The 16,643-nt window shown below is 36.0% G+C and carries 22 protein-coding genes; 20 read left to right on the top strand and 2 right to left on the bottom strand.

Features of this window, described 5'->3' with window-relative positions:
- The first annotated feature begins 6 nt into the window (after window positions 1-6).
- The 7 genes from ACI6MV_RS12990 (at window position 7) to ACI6MV_RS13020 (ending at window position 6,093) form a co-directional block, all read left to right on the top strand.
- Window positions 7-1,011, top strand: coding sequence for an aliphatic sulfonate ABC transporter substrate-binding protein (locus tag ACI6MV_RS12990; RefSeq protein WP_407270732.1), 1,005 nt, complete (start codon window positions 7-9; stop codon window positions 1,009-1,011).
- A gap of 38 nt (window positions 1,012-1,049) precedes the next feature.
- Entirely contained in the window at window positions 1,050-1,901 is an 852-nt protein-coding gene (locus ACI6MV_RS12995) for an ABC transporter permease (RefSeq protein ID WP_407270733.1), read from the top strand.
- Between the two features lie 11 nt (window positions 1,902-1,912).
- Window positions 1,913-2,656 carry an ABC transporter ATP-binding protein gene (locus tag ACI6MV_RS13000; protein WP_407270734.1) on the top strand — a complete coding sequence of 248 codons (744 nt, stop codon included), beginning with the start codon at window positions 1,913-1,915 and terminating at the stop codon, window positions 2,654-2,656.
- Window positions 2,657-2,682: 26 nt separating this feature from the next.
- The gene (gene acsA / locus ACI6MV_RS13005) at window positions 2,683-4,374 is read left to right on the top strand and encodes an acetate--CoA ligase (RefSeq protein ID WP_407270735.1); all 1,692 of its coding nucleotides are present in this window, start codon (window positions 2,683-2,685) and stop codon (window positions 4,372-4,374) included.
- A 398-nt stretch (window positions 4,375-4,772) separates the two neighbouring features.
- Window positions 4,773-5,327 (top strand): hypothetical protein, encoded by a 555-nt coding sequence (locus ACI6MV_RS13010; RefSeq protein ID WP_407270736.1) that lies wholly within the window; start codon window positions 4,773-4,775, stop codon window positions 5,325-5,327.
- A 65-nt stretch (window positions 5,328-5,392) separates the two neighbouring features.
- On the top strand, window positions 5,393-5,605 hold the full coding sequence (locus ACI6MV_RS13015) for a hypothetical protein (protein ID WP_407270737.1): 213 nt from the start codon (window positions 5,393-5,395) through the stop codon (window positions 5,603-5,605).
- 95 nt (window positions 5,606-5,700) lie between these two features.
- Window positions 5,701-6,093 (top strand): hypothetical protein, encoded by a 393-nt coding sequence (locus tag ACI6MV_RS13020; protein WP_407270738.1) that lies wholly within the window; start codon window positions 5,701-5,703, stop codon window positions 6,091-6,093.
- A gap of 264 nt (window positions 6,094-6,357) precedes the next feature.
- On the opposite strand, the gene ACI6MV_RS13025 is transcribed toward ACI6MV_RS13020, so the two are convergent.
- Window positions 6,358-6,828 carry a VanZ family protein gene (locus ACI6MV_RS13025; RefSeq protein ID WP_407270739.1) on the bottom strand — a complete coding sequence of 157 codons (471 nt, stop codon included), beginning with the start codon at window positions 6,826-6,828 and terminating at the stop codon, window positions 6,358-6,360.
- A gap of 379 nt (window positions 6,829-7,207) precedes the next feature.
- Between ACI6MV_RS13025 and ACI6MV_RS13030 the strand changes: the two genes are divergently transcribed.
- On the top strand, window positions 7,208-7,780 hold the full coding sequence (locus ACI6MV_RS13030) for a sigma-70 family RNA polymerase sigma factor (RefSeq protein ID WP_407270740.1): 573 nt from the start codon (window positions 7,208-7,210) through the stop codon (window positions 7,778-7,780).
- Window positions 7,743-8,405, top strand: a complete 663-nt coding sequence (locus tag ACI6MV_RS13035) for a hypothetical protein (RefSeq protein WP_407270741.1) — start codon at window positions 7,743-7,745, stop codon at window positions 8,403-8,405. Before ACI6MV_RS13030 ends, ACI6MV_RS13035 begins: the two co-directional genes overlap by 38 nt.
- Window positions 8,406-8,530: 125 nt before the next feature.
- On the opposite strand, the gene ACI6MV_RS13040 is transcribed toward ACI6MV_RS13035, so the two are convergent.
- Window positions 8,531-8,869, bottom strand: a complete 339-nt coding sequence (locus ACI6MV_RS13040; protein WP_407270742.1) for a hypothetical protein — start codon at window positions 8,867-8,869, stop codon at window positions 8,531-8,533.
- A 323-nt stretch (window positions 8,870-9,192) separates the two neighbouring features.
- On the opposite strand from ACI6MV_RS13040, the gene ACI6MV_RS13045 reads away from it, so the two are divergent.
- From ACI6MV_RS13045 to ACI6MV_RS13095, 11 genes are all read left to right on the top strand, one after another.
- Window positions 9,193-9,507 (top strand): hypothetical protein, encoded by a 315-nt coding sequence (locus tag ACI6MV_RS13045; protein ID WP_407270743.1) that lies wholly within the window; start codon window positions 9,193-9,195, stop codon window positions 9,505-9,507.
- Window positions 9,508-9,968: 461 nt separating this feature from the next.
- The gene (locus tag ACI6MV_RS13050; RefSeq protein ID WP_407270744.1) at window positions 9,969-10,490 is read left to right on the top strand and encodes a sigma-70 family RNA polymerase sigma factor; all 522 of its coding nucleotides are present in this window, start codon (window positions 9,969-9,971) and stop codon (window positions 10,488-10,490) included.
- Window positions 10,483-11,160: a hypothetical protein gene (locus tag ACI6MV_RS13055; protein WP_407270745.1), complete on the top strand. Its 678-nt coding sequence runs from the start codon at window positions 10,483-10,485 to the stop codon at window positions 11,158-11,160. The genes ACI6MV_RS13050 and ACI6MV_RS13055 overlap by 8 nt, the downstream gene beginning before the upstream one ends.
- 104 nt (window positions 11,161-11,264) lie before the next feature.
- Entirely contained in the window at window positions 11,265-11,534 is a 270-nt protein-coding gene (locus tag ACI6MV_RS13060; RefSeq protein WP_407270746.1) for a hypothetical protein, read from the top strand.
- A gap of 108 nt (window positions 11,535-11,642) precedes the next feature.
- On the top strand, window positions 11,643-11,837 hold the full coding sequence (locus ACI6MV_RS13065) for a DUF6366 family protein (protein ID WP_407270747.1): 195 nt from the start codon (window positions 11,643-11,645) through the stop codon (window positions 11,835-11,837).
- A gap of 179 nt (window positions 11,838-12,016) precedes the next feature.
- Window positions 12,017-12,382: a hypothetical protein gene (locus ACI6MV_RS13070; protein ID WP_407270748.1), complete on the top strand. Its 366-nt coding sequence runs from the start codon at window positions 12,017-12,019 to the stop codon at window positions 12,380-12,382.
- Window positions 12,383-12,493: 111 nt separating this feature from the next.
- Window positions 12,494-12,946, top strand: coding sequence for a hypothetical protein (locus ACI6MV_RS13075; protein ID WP_407270749.1), 453 nt, complete (start codon window positions 12,494-12,496; stop codon window positions 12,944-12,946).
- A 149-nt stretch (window positions 12,947-13,095) separates the two neighbouring features.
- Entirely contained in the window at window positions 13,096-13,413 is a 318-nt protein-coding gene (locus tag ACI6MV_RS13080) for a hypothetical protein (protein ID WP_407270750.1), read from the top strand.
- 819 nt (window positions 13,414-14,232) lie between these two features.
- Window positions 14,233-15,183: an L-lactate dehydrogenase gene (locus ACI6MV_RS13085; RefSeq protein WP_407270751.1), complete on the top strand. Its 951-nt coding sequence runs from the start codon at window positions 14,233-14,235 to the stop codon at window positions 15,181-15,183.
- 34 nt (window positions 15,184-15,217) lie between these two features.
- Window positions 15,218-15,442 carry a glutaredoxin family protein gene (locus ACI6MV_RS13090; protein ID WP_407270777.1) on the top strand — a complete coding sequence of 75 codons (225 nt, stop codon included), beginning with the start codon at window positions 15,218-15,220 and terminating at the stop codon, window positions 15,440-15,442.
- Window positions 15,443-15,584: 142 nt separating this feature from the next.
- Window positions 15,585-16,613 (top strand): sugar-binding transcriptional regulator, encoded by a 1,029-nt coding sequence (locus tag ACI6MV_RS13095; protein WP_407270752.1) that lies wholly within the window; start codon window positions 15,585-15,587, stop codon window positions 16,611-16,613.
- The last annotated feature ends 30 nt before the right edge of the window (window positions 16,614-16,643 follow it).

The raw sequence follows: 16,643 nt of genomic DNA on the forward strand, positions 1-16,643 counted from the left end.
TTTACAATGAAAAAAAGACCATTGATAGATATTAGAAGTTTTTTGGCGATTGTTGTATTAGGATTAGTGATTGTTTTGGCTACAGGATGCTCTAGCTCGAATGCAAGCTCAGAAGGAAAACCAGAACAAATTAGACTGGATTACGCGTATTACTCTCCAACAAGTTTAGTATTGAAAAAGTTTGGCTGGGCTGAGGAAGAATTTGCAGATGATGATATTGAAGTTACATGGGCATTAAGCCAAGGAAGTAACAAAGCTCTTGAATTCTTAAATAGTGACAGTGTTGATTTTGGCTCAACAGCAGGTGCTGCGGCATTAATGTCCAAAGCAAATGGCGCACCGATCAAGAACGTGTACATTTATTCGAAGCCAGAATGGACGGCAATGGTGACGAATCCAGATTCAGGTATCACGTCTCTACAGGATTTGCGTGGTAAAGAGGTTGCAGCAACAATTGGAACTGACCCTTATATTTTCTTACTTCGTTCACTAGCAGCAGAAGGTGTACCGGTAGATGAAGTAGAAATTGTCAATTTGCAGCATGGTGATGGCGCATCTGCACTTGCATCTGGTTCCGTTGATGCATGGGCTGGCTTGGATCCGCACATGGCACGATTAGAACTAGAATCTGGAGCAGAGCTATTTTACCGAAATGCAGATTTCAACACGTATGGTTTCCTTAACGTAAGAGAAGAATTTGCGGAAAATTATCCTGACTATGTGAACCGCGTGATCAAAGTTTATGAGAAAGCTAGAAACTGGATCATAGAAAATCCAGAAGAAGCAGCAGAATTACTAGCGGAAGAAGCTGGGATTGACGTAGAAGTGGCGAAAAAGCAATTAGAGCGAAATGATTTCTCAGAGCCAATACCAGGCGATGTTCATTACGAAGCAATTGTTGCTGCTGGTAAGGTATTACAAGAAGGCGAAGTTATTGAAGCGGATGTAGATGTGGAAGCTTTAACTACTGAGCTAATTGAGTCTACCTATGCAGAAGAGGTTATCGAGTAAGCAAACTAGATTTACGGAAAAGATAGGAGGGAATCAACATGGCCAAAAATCCAGGTGAAGTAACAGCAGGGTATGTTCCTGGAAAAAGCACCACCAAAACAAAAGCAAAAGAGCGTAGGAAAGGCGCCAGATTGCAAGGATTAGTATTAGGTAGCATTCTGCCGATTCTTTTAATCTTGTTATGGGAGTTGCTAAGTAGATTAGGAGTCTTTCCCTCCTATCAACTTCCATCTCCAACCGTCATTTTAGCGACGATTGCAGAGTTAGCACAAGATGGTTCATTATGGACACACATTGGAATTACCACGTACCGTGTATTCGCCGGGTTCGTTTTAGGAACAGTTGTTGCGTTGATCCTTGGTTCGTTAGTTGGGTTTTACAAAAAAGCAGAGCAGCTGTTTGACCCGATGATTCAAGCGTTCCGATCAATCCCATCACTTGCATGGGTACCATTGTTTATTTTATGGATGGGAATTGGAGAAACATCGAAAGTAACGATGATTGCCGTTGGTGTGTTTTTCCCAGTTTATTTAAATATCGTTAGCGGAATATTAGGTGTTGATAGAAAACTAATTGAAGTTGGAAAAATGTACGGTCTTAATACGTTTACACTCATTCGAAAAATTATCTTACCGGCATCACTTCCTTCATTCCTTGTTGGACTAAGAAGCGGGTTAGGCCTTGGTTGGATGTTCGTTGTAGCAGCAGAGCTAATGGGTGCTAGTAAAGGGTTAGGTTATTTGTTAGTACTAGGGCAAAACACCTTAAGCCCAGAAACAATTATTGCAAGTATTATCTTATTCGCGATTATTGGTAAACTATCGGACTGGATTCTTAAAATAGTAGAAAATCGTTCCTTACACTGGCAGGACCGTATTGGAAAATCATAGGAGGTATGATCATGAGTTTAGAATTAAAAAATGTGAGCAGAACTTTCGGTGACAATACGGTTGTGAAAAATATTACTACATCAGCCGCACCAGGTGAAATTGTTGGTCTGTTAGGTACGAGTGGCTGTGGAAAAAGTACGATATTACGGGCGATTTCAGGATTAGACAATGACTATCAAGGTGAAATATCGATAAATGGTAATACCTCTAAGGAAATACATGATACGACTGGTTTTATTTTTCAAGAACCGCGCTTGTTACCGTGGTTGACCGTATTAGACAACGTCACGTTCGGACTAAAAGGGAAGAAGCAGGAAAAGGAAAAATTAGCTCGACAATATTTGGATAGTGTCGGATTAAAAGACAATGAAGCATTATATCCGAAACAGTTGTCCGGTGGGATGGCGCAACGTGTTGCAATTGCTCGTGCGTTAGTAACTTCCCCAGAAATATTGTTGCTAGATGAACCGTTTAGTGCACTTGATGCATTTACGAAAATGCAGCTTCAGGATTTGTTATTGGACGTCTGGAAAAAATATCAGTCAACGATTGTGTTAGTAACACACGATATTGATGAAGCGACCTATTTATGTGATCGTGTCGTGATCTTACGTGGCCAACCTGGAGAAATTGCCCGGGAAATAACGATAAAAGAACCTCGTCCACGAGCACGAGGAAGCAAGCTTTTAGCAGATTATAAGTCAGAAATTTTGGACAGTTTAGATTTAAACAGAGCACATTTACTTTCATCCTAGCGATAAATCACAAAGGGGGTTGTATTATGTCGACAGATACAAAGGTTATAGCAGCATTATCAGGTGCACACAATCTTGTAGACTATCAAGCAACAAAAGCATCATTTCAATGGGACAATGCTGCACAACAATTAAGTTTTACGAAAACTGGCAAGCTTAATGCAGCCTATGAAACGATCGATCGCCATGTGGCAGAAGGGTATGGCGATAAGGTTGCCTTGCATTATGTGAATGAACACGAAGCTGCCCGATCTTTTACCTTTAAAGAAGTAAAAGATAAAACAGATCATTATGCGGCGATTTTAAAGCAACATGGTGTTAAAAAAGGAGATCGCGTATTTGTTTTCCTTCCGAAGACACCAGAATGCTATATTGCGATTCTTTCTATTATAAAAATTGGTGCGATTGCTGGTCCGTTATTTGAAGCGTTTATGGAAGATGCAGTCAAAGATCGTATCAATGACTGTACGGGAACGGTTCTGATTACGGATCAACAGTTAGTTAAACGTGTTCCAAAGCAAGAAATACCATCATTGGAAACAATATTATTTGTCGAAGGCATCGAGGCAGCCCCGTTTGAAGCAGACAACGTAGAGGAGCTTGTTGAATGGGTTGATCCAGAAGACGGATTAATTATTCATTATACAAGTGGTTCCACAGGCAAGCCTAAAGGCGTGCTACATGCGCATCGTGCCGTTACTCACCATTATCAGTCAGGAAAGTGGGTGTTAGACATTAAGGAAGACGACGTATATTGGTGTACGTCACATCCAGGCTGGGTTACAGGAAGTGTCTATGGTTTATTCGCTCCGTGGTTGAACCGCGCAACGATTGTAATCCAAGGCGGACGCTTTAAAGCGGAAAACTGGTATCAGCTTATTGAAGATTTGAAGGTAACGACTTGGTACAGTGCACCAACGGCATTTCGGATGCTCTTGTCACAAGGAGATTTATATAAAAACTATGATTTATCAACACTAAGACACGTGTTAAGCGTTGGTGAACCGTTAAATCCGGAAGTCATCCATTGGGCGTGGGAATGTTTAGGTGTAAGAATCCACGATACATGGTGGATGACAGAAACTGGCGGGCACTTAATCGTCAACCTCCCATCAGAAACGATCAAACCGGGATCGATGGGGAGAGCATTCCCAGGAATAGAAGTTGGCATTCTTGATGAGCAAGGAAACGTGCTACCATCAGGTTCAGTAGGACAATTAGCCGTGAAAGCCCCTTGGCCAGGATTAATGAAAGAAATCTGGGGAAACAAAGAAAAATTTGATTCCTATTTCCAATATCAAGGCTGGTATATCTCTGGAGATTTAGCGTTGCAGGACGAAGAAGGCTATGTGTTTTTCCAAGGTCGCAGCGATGATATGATCAACTCGGCAGGAGAAAGAATCGGCCCATTTGAAGTGGAAAGTAAATTAATTGAGCACCCAGCAGTTGCAGAGGCGGGAGTAATCGGCAAACCAGATCCATTACGTGGTGAGTTAGTGAAGGCATTCATTACGTTAAGAAATGGATATACCGAATCAAGTGAATTACTAGAAGACATTCGGTTGTTTGTCAGAAATAACTTATCTGCACATGCAGCACCACGTGAGATTGAAGTGCTAGACGAATTACCGAAAACAAAGATAAGCGGCAAGATTTTGCGCCGGAAGTTAAAAGAAGTAGAAATTCAAAAAAGTTTAGCAGCTACGAGTGACGTATGATAATAGCTAAGAGACTTGAATTGGGCAGTTCAGTTGAGGGGTACATTTGTACACCTTGATTGGACTGTTTTTTTGTGTGGATTGGGAAATGTGAGGCTGATTTGTATAAACTTGCTGTGGGAATTTGATGGTTTTGGTTATAGGTGGGATTTTTATGGTAAAATTAGGCATGAGGATTATTGAAATCGCATGACAGGTCAGGTTGTGGGCTTGATCAGGTGAATGAAATTTATCGACTATATTTAAAATATGATCATTGGTACAATCTGGATAAGGTTTATAGCAACAATAGCTGGCATAATTTTCGGATATACATTTCTAGGTAGTTTAAAAGAAAAGTAAAATAACGGGCAGTTGCAATAAAGTATATGAATTTTCAGTAAAGAGGTGGTTGGAATTTGAATAGGGACATAGGTTTTGATAGGAAAAATGCTCTTGAAAAAACATTTAAGCAACAGAAAATTGCATTAAAATTTTTTTTAAGCAACACGTACTTGGTGTTTATAGGAATAGTATGTCATGAAATCCAAGCAATCGCAGATTTTAATTATATTTTGTATGAGATGATATCCAGTGTCGCCAATTTAATGTTTCTCATCCCCGCCCTTTTATTGGTTTATATGTTTTATGGAATAAAGTATTTGCGTATAAGAGGGTTGGGAATTCCAAATTTTAAAACAGGGATTAGAGCATTATTTATTGTTGTTACTACCATTGCGATCTTCTCTTTTACCTATATTCAAATAAATGAGGTTGCAACTTCTGGTGTAATACTTGTTCAAGAAAAATTACAGGAGGACAACAAGTATTACTTAGTCACTTACGATAAAAAAATTGAGGTGACTGAGCATGTATTCAAGTTAACGAGTAAAAACGAAAAGTATATGGGGAGTTATAAATGGAACCATTTATCTCCGACTAAAGCAAAGCTTACTACTATAGAGCCATACTAGTTAAGAATTATCACGTTATGTTGAACCAGAGAACTAACAAGCAATAGGTTTGGAGGTCAATTGGAATGGAAGTAAATAAACGGAATACACCCGCTAAATTGACATTATTCTGTGTAATTTATGCAGTTATAATTATTATTAATAGTTTATTAGTTATTAACTCCCCACATTTATTTGTTAGGGTGTTAAATCTTATCGTTGTAATTGCACTTTCAATAGTTATTGGTGCGTTTATTAGAGAGATTTTTATTTTGAGGAATGCAGAGAGTTCTGAATGAATAAGTACTTTGGTAATAATCTGAGTATTCCAAAGCAGAATGTTCTTGTATGATGTTGATTATCTAACCAGCATGCTGATATTTAAAAGTGCATTTTGAATAATCGATGGTCTATCAAAATAGGGGTGATTATTATTTCGAAAAAGAAAGGATTTATCGGAGCCTTCATAGTATTAGTACTCATTTTTGCTTTTCAATCATTCTTTCTACAAAAAGAGCATAGCCAGATAAAGAATGACACTATTTCGTACTTAGAAAAACAAGGATATGATGAGGAAACGGATATAGAAGAAATATATGTTGTTGAGATCCTTGAATCAGGCGAAGATGACGAAATTATCCACACGGGTGATTATCAAGCGGTTGTGCATTTTCAAGATGAACCGAAGAATGCTTACTTTTATCAATACGAAAAGGATACAAATGAAATAATGCAAACGGATAGTGTTAACGAAGGTACAAATCAAACACCGGATCATATTGAATAGAATTTGAGTGTGCATTACCTCAAGCTCTAATGTAATAGAAAGTATAAATGCAAATTACGGTAGAGCAATATTATACGAAGATGAATCCGACAATACATTTGAATTAGCAAAAGTAAAAGGAACCTTGATTTTTATACCACTACTTAGGTGGTGCATAGAGTATTACGTTGAAGAAACATAACCCTGCCAAGCTGCTGGTTTGGAAAGTAATGAGGAAGATGTTTTTTGTTTGGATTCAGGACTAGAGTAATTGGTAATCACCAACTATTCTCTTTGTGTTAGTTTACAAGTAAGTTTAAACGCATAAAAACCTATCGAACACCCTATAAAGTTTAGTATTATCTTGTCTATGTTGAATACGCCCAATTTAGCAAGGTACTGGGTAAATTCGATAGAAAAACTTAGAATGACTGAAGTAACAATTGTTTGAGTAAATCGTTTGAAGTTGTTAGAAGTAAGGGGAAGTAAAAATCCAAGTGGTATAAACATTAGAACATTTCCTATTGTATTATAAAACCAAGTATCGAAATTATAATGATGAAGATTTAGTATGTAAGTGAATATGGTTTTAAATGGAGTAATGTTATGAGAAACATCAATGTAATCAGCCTGAAGTTTTGGAGAATACCAGCTTACTCCTAAAAAACTAATGATAAACAAAATAATAATATACATAGCAAAAGCTACTTTTAAATATTTGTTTAACCTTGTTATTTCAACATATATAACCTTCATACTTGGATTTCTCCTTTTCTTTTATAGTTCGATAAAGTATATGAACGAATTAGGGCTTGTATGAAAAATATGCAAATTCTATGGACAGATGTCGATTTAATAGTTGGTGCTCTTCAACTAAAGAGAGCTTGACAAATTATGTTATAAGTATTTCTAGTGTGAAAAACAGAAGGAAATTAGAGATTAATCTTAATTTTGTTACCGAGAATTTGAAATAGTGGTATGGGTACAGGTAGATTCGGAAGAACGGTTTACTGACGAGAGCTAAGTCCAATCAGAGATAAATAATTTTACTAAAGGTGCCATTTTTTTAAAGAAAATGGGACTTTTTTCGTTTTGATTCGTCTAAAGAGAAAGTTATGAAAGTTGGTGAGGACGCTTGGAGTCATGGGAAAGGGAAAATGAAATATTAGAAAAATCAAAAGATGAAATAATTGATTATGTTATCAAACAATATGGTGATCAGATTAAACGTATAATTTTCACATACGTTAAAAACTATGAACAAACGGATGATATTTTTCAAGAGTTTCTCATTAAAGTCTATACAAACGTAAGACTATTTAAAGGTAACTCCTCGTTCAAAACATGGTTATGTAGAATTGCAATAAACAAATCCAAAGACTATTTGCGTACTTCTATTCAACGATTCTTCCCATTTAACGATCAAGTAAAGTCAAGGTCCATCGGGAAGTCTGCAGAACAACGTGCAATTGAAAACGAAGAAGATATGGAGGTAGTAAAAGCGATCTTAGCATTGCCAATTAAATACCGAGAAATTTTTGTTCTTAGATTCTACCAGTCTTTTAGTATGAAACAAATTAGTATTTCACTACAACTAAACGAGTCAACCGTTAAAACAAGGATGATGCGTGGCAAAAAGAAACTGCAACAAAAACTAGGAGGTGAATATCTTGAGCGATTTGAATCAGAACCTGAAAAAAGCATTTGACAACTATATTGGCTTAAACACTCTGGTCAAAGATGAAGATAAAGAAAGGTTTTATATGCGCATTAATAAGAAAAAAAAGCATATAAATTGGATACCTAGATTAGCGACAGTAATTGGAGTTATTATTCTGGTATTAGGAGTATATATTGCTTATGATTCATCAATGATTCAATTTGTTGAAGATACTGACATAGTAACAATAGAAGATAAAACAGTGGATTATCCTGAACAAGTGAAAGCAAAAATTGCTGAATTACCAAAGGATGTCCAACATCTGTTAACGGTACCGACGATATTTCCTTCTGACCCAAAAAGTATTACATTCCGAGTTGACCGGAATGCAGATGATCAAATTTTGTCTACCCAATTTTCTTACGGTGGATCAGTAATTGGTTGGGGATTGCATGTAACTACTTGGTATCAAGAGTTTGATAGTAATGGGAAAAATCCTGATAAGATAGTTACACTGAATAGTGGTGCAGAAGCAGAATTAAGAGGAGATAACAGTTCCAAGTCTATTGAGTGGACAGGAAAGGATGATCTTCGGCATCAGATCATGATCATGGAATTGAAATCAAAGACTACATTTGATGATTTGATAAATATTGCGAATTCAATGGAATAGGAGTATTAAAACGTTTTCCTGGAGGAAGTAATGGTACCTAAAGAAATGCGAGAAATATCGTGGTAGTTAGTCTGATTAACCAAACGGTACGATCGTGAAACAAAGAGTTCATAAAGTATCCGCTCCTATTGCACTATTGGCGTTCCTTCAAATAGAAAGGAACGCTTTTTCATTATAACCCCATATAAAAGGATATTTATGGTAACATTAAAATAACCATAAAATCGGTTTACTACGTGAGGTGAAAAAATGATAGGTGTTTTATCTTTTATTATTATTGTTTTGCTGATTTGTCTGTTTATATTTTTTGATAGGAGCAAATTGTTATTTGGTATTTTACTAGGTGGTATGATAAATCTCATAATATCTCTATTTGTAATATTCATTGGGTTAAGTCTTAACATGGATGTTAATGTTGCAACTAATATTGCAATATTAGTTTCTGTAGCAACTTTAAGTTGCACCGTTGTTATATGTACCTTAGTACTTTTAGAAAAAATAGCTTCCCTCAATAAGGAATAATTTTAATGACCGGAAAGATTACATGAAATGAGGGTCTACAACCTTGTTCCATTAACACTGAAAGTAAAGTTTAGGGCTGTTTCTAAAAGTACCATAAATTATTTGACCGTATCCCCTGCCTTAACTCATGACCTTTCAAATATAAAGTTTAAATTCAAAGAATACAAAATGCCCTTCCAAATGCCAACAGGCTTTGATTTGTTATTCAAGCGGATAATTAAATTTTAGCCAAAGGAAAGCTAAATTGAAAAAGGAGTGATCAGTTTTGCGTGTAGCATACAGTATTATAAGAGAAATTCACAGGAAAAATTTCCTGCCTGAACCAAATGATTATGGACTAAAGGAATACGAATTTAGAAACTTTATTTTTTTGTTAGAGCAAGAAGGGTTTTTGGAAAGAGTATTGAGGGCTAATGATCAATATTCTTTGAAACCAGCGCGGTTAACTAAAAAGGGAATGGCATTATTAGAAAGCAATAAACACTATGAAAAAAATTATCCTGATAGAAGTTCATTAAAAAAATGGGTACAAGTAGATAAAAGACGAAATTCAAATGGTGCTGAAGAAGACAATATATAATTCCAACAAGTGACGTCAATAGTGAATTTTATTCTAGAAAATAATCAAAATATTCACTCTTTTTATTTGCATGTGTAAAAAGATATCATATTAGGCCTGGATGATGTTGATTCAGATCTCACTGGTGGTCGTAGAAGCAAGAAACCATAAACATGTATCTTAGTGTTTCATCGGAGGACAAGCTTACATGGTATACCATTGGATCAAAATTTTTATAGGTTTGCCTGAAATATCTCGAAATGAATTTGATGTTTCTGAAACAAAATAATCCACCTCGTCGCTATGAGATGTTAAGAAAATGGGTTTTAAATTTTTACTACGATGACCAAGGAGATTCAGACTCTCCTTTACGGCAAGCGGAAATTAAGACAACGGTTATGGCATCAAAATTTATCATATCAATAAAAAAATGGGACCAAAAAATATGATGCTACGTCTAATAAGTAAAGGTGGGTGATATGGTGAGTGAGTTCGGTAAGATACCGGAAACGAATTTATTTGAGTCAATATTGCAAAAATATGGAGAAGATGTAAAACGTCTTATTTTCCTTTACGTTAAAAATATTACAGTAACGGATGATTTGTGGCAGGAAGTATTTATAAAAATATATAATAACTTGGAACGATATGAAAACAAATCATCTATTAAAACTTGGATTTATCAGATTGCAATCAATCAGTGTCGTGACTATTTTAGAAGCTGGCATCGTACAAAAGTGGTCCTAGGGGATTTCGTTGACAGACAAAGTACCTCAAGTGTAGAGGAGATCGTGGTCAAAGGTGATGAATCGATTTTTATTGCTAAAAAAGTATTATCATTGTCCATCAAGTATCGTGAAGTTATCATACTATTTTATTATAAAGAGTTAAAGGTTAAGGAAGTTAGCAGTATCTTAAATTTAAATGAATCAACTGTAAAAACTAGAATTTCTAGGGGAAGGGATCTGTTACGGAAAAAGTTAGGAGGTGTTGATCTTGAATAACAAAATTAAGAAAAGCTTGGATGATTATATTGGATCCGATAATTTATTTTCGAACAAAGATAAAGAAGAACTGTATTCAAGGTTAACGACAAAGCAACAAAAGCAGTTTTATACTCATAAATCTTATAATCTTAAAAACGTTTTACTCAGTTTAGTATTAGTTTCTATTTTATTTTTAATCGGATATATGACTGTAACTGAAATACAGAAGGATAGGATAAATAGCTCCGGTGAACCTAATAGTATCATAGATGAGAACGACACCACTAACATACCTGTTGGAGATTTTACAGTTTATGAAGACGTGTTAACAGCAGAAGATATAGAAGTAGATATCGACGGAGATGGTCAAAATGAGCGGATTATTTTAAATATTTCTCCAGCACCAGTACCAGATCCAGATAATGAAGGTCAGTACCTTTGGGACAGCAGCCAGGTATGGCAGTTACTGGTGCAAGATGAAGGGGAATATTATACTTTATTCGATGACCACGTACATGGGTTGGCTGAAATGTATGTGGTAAATGAAGAGAATAATCAAAATGCTATTGTATTTCAGCAAAAAGGTACAAATATGAACTTGTCTGTATTCAGATATAAGGATGGTTACTTTGAAAAATCAGTAGTATACAATTCAGGAATGATTCTTCATCGCTCTGCGATTAAATAGAATTAAAAAATAAGGCTGTTTTCGTCTGTATTGTTCCTTGGATACAAGCAAAATTCTGATTTGTTAAAATATATTATAGAAAATCGAGAAGCGAGGTGTAAGGTATGATCAAAAACTTTAGCTTTTGGTCTATATGTCTAGTAATCATAGGTTTGTTCTTAGCGATTGAACCATTTTCATCTCTTAATTTACCGTTAATCACAAATTGGTATGGCGTTTTCGTAGGAGCAATCCTATATTTAATTGGATTTGTTTTATCACTTTTTGCTATTGTCAGACAAGAAAAAGGGGTAACAAAGTATATTTCACTTATTTCTATGTTCTTTGCATTATATTGTGTTGTTACTTTGTTAATCAATATAGGTAGAATTTAAAGAGACTGCTTGTAGCGGTCTTTTTATAATTTTATCTATGGCAATTTAATCAATTAATCCGAAACGTTTTGCATTAAGGTTTCGTACAGTAATTAAGGAGGGATTAGATTGCGAAGAGAAAAAGAGAATCCCGAAAGAACCAGAGAGCGAATCCATCAAGAAGAGTTAAAAAGAAATCCTGCTGGAAACATTCACGGTGGTGGACTACCTGATTTAGTTGGTGGTTTAAGTTGGAAAGGTACAGGAATGCTTATTCTGATAATGATATTAGGATTTATAATATATGCCGTATTCTTTCGATAAAGAATGCTATTAAACTCCTTAATTGCACAATTACCTATCTATTCTAAAGCTGTCTTATAAAAGAATCTTTTAACAAGACTTATATAAATTTTAAAAATAAATTCAAAATGATTATTTGTACTTTTAGGAGGGGTACTATTCTGAAAAAAGTATTCAGTGTTTTAGCAGTGATTTTGGGAATGACAATTTTACTTTATTTGATGGTTGGCAATTACCACGACATTCAACTAGCATCACAAAGAGCATCAGGGGATATCATCAATCTACTAACGACAATGTCTTTGTGGGCATTCCTATTTGGTGTATTGATGGAATGGAACGGTTTAAGAAAGCTTGTCAGAGGAAAGTTTACATTGAATTGGCAACTTCTTATTCCAACAGTGATATTGTCTGTTCTTATGTTTATTCCAACTATCTATTGGTATTTGTGGTATGGGGGGACAGATAATGTATATCCTGATATTTTCGCACTGCCTGAAACACATATGGTTTTATCGGTGTTAGCAGGAACGATGTTGGTTCGTTCTTTTGTAGATAATAAGTAAATTTTTATGCACTTATTTGGCTATTTTCACAACCGACAAGTAAGCAACCATTTATGGAAAAACACTCTAAAAACCGTAGCATCTAGATTCTAAAATGAAAGGGAGGATAAAATGGGGGAAACCCAATGGGATATACAAGAAGTGAAACGTTTAAAAAAGAAGCAAGTAATTCAATACAATCTCGCAATGCTATTAGTATTTGTGCTGTTTGGTTATTTTGTTGAGATTGGAAAAGTTTCCATGATTTTCGTAATGTTTTGCGTGCTTTGCTGGATAATTGCAGTTACCTCGTTATACACGCTAAATACAGGAAAGCCGGTCGGTACAAAGACAAATAAGCGGTTGCAGGAATTTGACAGAGACCGTTTGGGAGAGAAACGTTGGAAGCGTAGAACAATGATAGGTGCTGTCCTTATTAGTGTAGTGAGTGTTGCTTTAACAGTGTTTTTGTTTTATACAAATTTTGAGAATTCAAGGATGGAATTCCCTCGCGATGCCTTCCCACTTATCGGTGTGTGGGTAGGATATAATTTAGGTGAGCTGGTTAGAATCAGTAATTTGTAATTAAATATCGGAAAATTCACTCTTCTGTTATGCTAAACACAACCCCATTAATTGTTCAAACTAGTGAGGTGATTGATCATTGAAATCGTGTTTGGAAGGAGGGGACACTACTGAAAAAGATCAGGAACGTTCTAGTTATTAGTTTGATAGTGTTTGTATTTGTATCTGTAATTTCAATTATTTTTACTTCCAGTTTAAACAGACATGTCATTGGTGTAGCTGGAATTATTGTAGGTTTTATTTTAATCTTGCCAGCTATAAAAATTCACCGTTTGATATTCTTTGCAAGTCGAGCTAACCATGCAGATGTGATTTTCCCAGATGAACACTTACAACAAAAAATGTACAAAGAATATGAAAAGAAAGAAAACGAAAATACAAATTCAGAATCAAAATTGGTGATCGATTCACTAGGTTACTCAGGGCTTTTAATTATGATTGTTTGTATTTTTATCGTTCCTTTGTGATGTATAAAAGAGTAGTTGAATTTAATAAACACATCAAATATCTATTATGAAGGAGATAAGAGAATTGACAATCAGGTATATTTCTTGGAGAGTAATGCTTACGACAATGCTCTTGGCGGGAGTTTTATTAACAACTGTTTTTGATAAGAGTATTTATGGAAGTATTTTGCTCGTGTGCGCTTTAAATATCCTTTTCATAGTTCATCATTTTGAAAATACAGAATAAAAGCAGATGATCTTTATGAGTAAATCTTTTCTAATAGATTTTTTCGTTAAATTATTTAAAATCCCGCAGTTTAATCTAATTCTTTAATAAATGCTGCCTCGAAATGCTAACTTCTGGGAGTATGCACCCTTGCTATAGAAAACACCAACACCATGCAGAGAGAGAGCAGGTGGCAATGCGCAACTTAAGATTTTAAGCGGCCACACGGGACCTTATTTCACTTAATTTGACATTTATGTTGGTTTGGCGGCCACCAGAGACCTTATTTATTAAGTGCAACATACACCAACATCAATTTTACTCAAATAAGCGCACTGGTGTCCGCACAATTTTAATTATGCCTTTTTTGTCACAGATAAGCGCCGGGGTGTCCGTCAACGAAAACGAACTCACGGAATTCACCCTTCATGAAGTTATGCCGCACTGCGCTCCTCGGCCCAACCTTAGCATAATTCACGGTCATATATTAGCTCTCACTCCACTACTAATTTCACTAAAATCCCTTTGTGTATGACCCTCTTATTAGGCTATATTAAGTGTAGTATGCGATAATTAACTTATCAGTTTAAAAAGTATCTTGGAGGTTGGTTTATTTGCCAATTGGTATTTCTAAGTCTAGAAAAGTAGTCGTTGTTGGTACTGGATTTGTTGGCTCAAGCTATGCGTATTCATTAGTGAATCAAGGGATTGCTAATGAATTAGTACTCGTTGATTTGAATAAGGAAAAGGCAGAAGGGGAGGCGCGCGATTTAAATCACGGGATGCCGTTTGGTTTTCCGATGCGTATTCGTTCCGGTGGATATGAGGAATGTAGTGATGCCGATTTAGTAGTAATAACTGCTGGTGCGAACCAAGCTCCAGGGGAGACGCGTTTAGATTTGGTTAGTAAAAATGCGAAGATCTTCAAAACGATTGTAACGAGTATTATGGAAACTGGCTTTCAAGGAATATTCGTCGTGGCTACGAATCCAGTCGACATTCTAAGTCATGTTACGTTAAGCGTGTCTGGTTTGCCAAAAGAACGTGTAATTGGATCTGGGACAATCTTAGATACTGCGCGTTTCCGTTATTTATTAAGTGAACATTTTCAAGTCGATTCTCGTAATGTACATGCTTATATTATTGGTGAACACGGTGATTCCGAATTGGCTGTTTGGAGTCATGTGCAAATCGGTGGTGTGCCATTAAAACGTTATGCTAAATTAGACAACGTTGAAGAAAATAAGGATATGCAATTGATCTTTGAAAATGTACGTGATGCTGCCTATCATATTATTGAGCGTAAAGGTGCCACCTATTATGGAATTGGTATGGGACTAGCGAGATTAACGAAGGCAATTCTAGATAATGAAAACTCCATTATTACCGTGTCGACATTGCTAGAAGGGGAATACGGATTAGATAACGTGTTTTTAGGTGTACCTGCTGTCGTCAATCAGTATGGTGTGCGTGAGATTTTAGAATTGGAACTTAATCCACAAGAACAAGCTAAACTAGAAAAATCAGGAAAAATCCTTAAAGAACTTACAGAAAAAGTACTATAAGATATAACCTTGGAGATGAACAATCATAAAAACAATCAAGTTTTATACAAAAAAACAGTGCCCACTATGTGAGGAGGCCAAGGACCTCCTCCTCTCCTTGCAACCAGAATTCACTTTTCAACTAGAAGAAATTGATATTTATGAGGATGATCAATTATTAGAAGCATATCAGTTAATGATCCCGGTGATTGAAGTGGATGAAAAGCAAGTAACCTATGGGAACATTGACTTAGCAGCGGTGATTGAAGCGTTAGCGTAAAAAGAAGTAGAAAATTGTTGTGGTAAAACACACCATCTGATACAATAATAGTTGCAAGAGGAAATTTTTTTGCTGCTTGTGGGACATAATACGACTAGCAGGGACATATTCTACCCGGAACATAAATAGAAGGAGATAATTTATGAGAGCACTCATTGATCTTCAAAAAAAATTATTCCCTGATTTGCTCGATATCATGCAGCGAAGATATGTCATTTTGCATTATATTCAACTGATGGAGCCAATTGGTAGGCGAAGCTTAGCTGATCATATTGGTATGGCAGAAAGAATCGTTAGATCTGAAATTGAGTTTTTTAACAAGCATGATCTCGTTTATGTGACAACGAAAGGGATGCACCTTACACTATCAGGCAGGGAAGTATTAGAGCAGCTTGCTACATTCATGAAAGAAGTTAGCGGGTTTAGCGTTTTAGAATCGCATATTAAGGAAACATTACAATTGAAGCAAGTAATTGTCGTTCCTGGTAATAGTGATGAGCAAGATTGGGTAAAACAAGAGTTAGGAAAAGCTTGCGTACACTATCTTAAATCTGTCGTTACTTCCAATCAAACGATTGCTGTTACAGGTGGAACAACGATGGCTGCTGTTGCTGACATGATGACACCGTTAGAAAAGGCAAAGGATTGTATGTTTGTGCCTGCTCGTGGAGGACTTGGCGAACGGGTAGAAAATCAAGCAAATACGATTTGCGCGAAGATGGCGAATAAAGCGAATGGGGAATATCGATTGTTGCATGTTCCAGATCCATTAAGTGAGGAATCTTATCAATCGATTATTGGTGAGCCATCCGTAAAAGAGATATTAAACTTAATACGAGAATCCAATGTAGTCATTCATGGAATTGGAAATGCGTTAACGATGGCTAAGCGTAGGAAAGCGTCAGAACAAGTGATTGATAAACTTGTATCTGAACAAGCAGTGAGCGAAGCATTTGGGTATTATTTTAATGACAGTGGTGAGGTAGTCCATAAAGTTCGCACTGTTGGAATGCAAATGGAGGACCTGCAATTTACAAACTGTGTTATTGCTGTCGCAGGCGGTAAGTCAAAAACAAAAGCGATCACGTCCTATTTTAATCAGGGTAGAAGTGATATTTTGATTACCGATGAAGCAGCAGCGAAAGAGTTAATAAGGGAATTTTCCCTTTAATATATATATTTAATTATCCAAGGAGGAAAA

The organism is Radiobacillus sp. PE A8.2 (assembly GCF_045635475.1).
In the GTDB taxonomy this organism is placed as follows: Bacteria; Bacillota; Bacilli; order Bacillales; family Amphibacillaceae; genus JBJGXI01.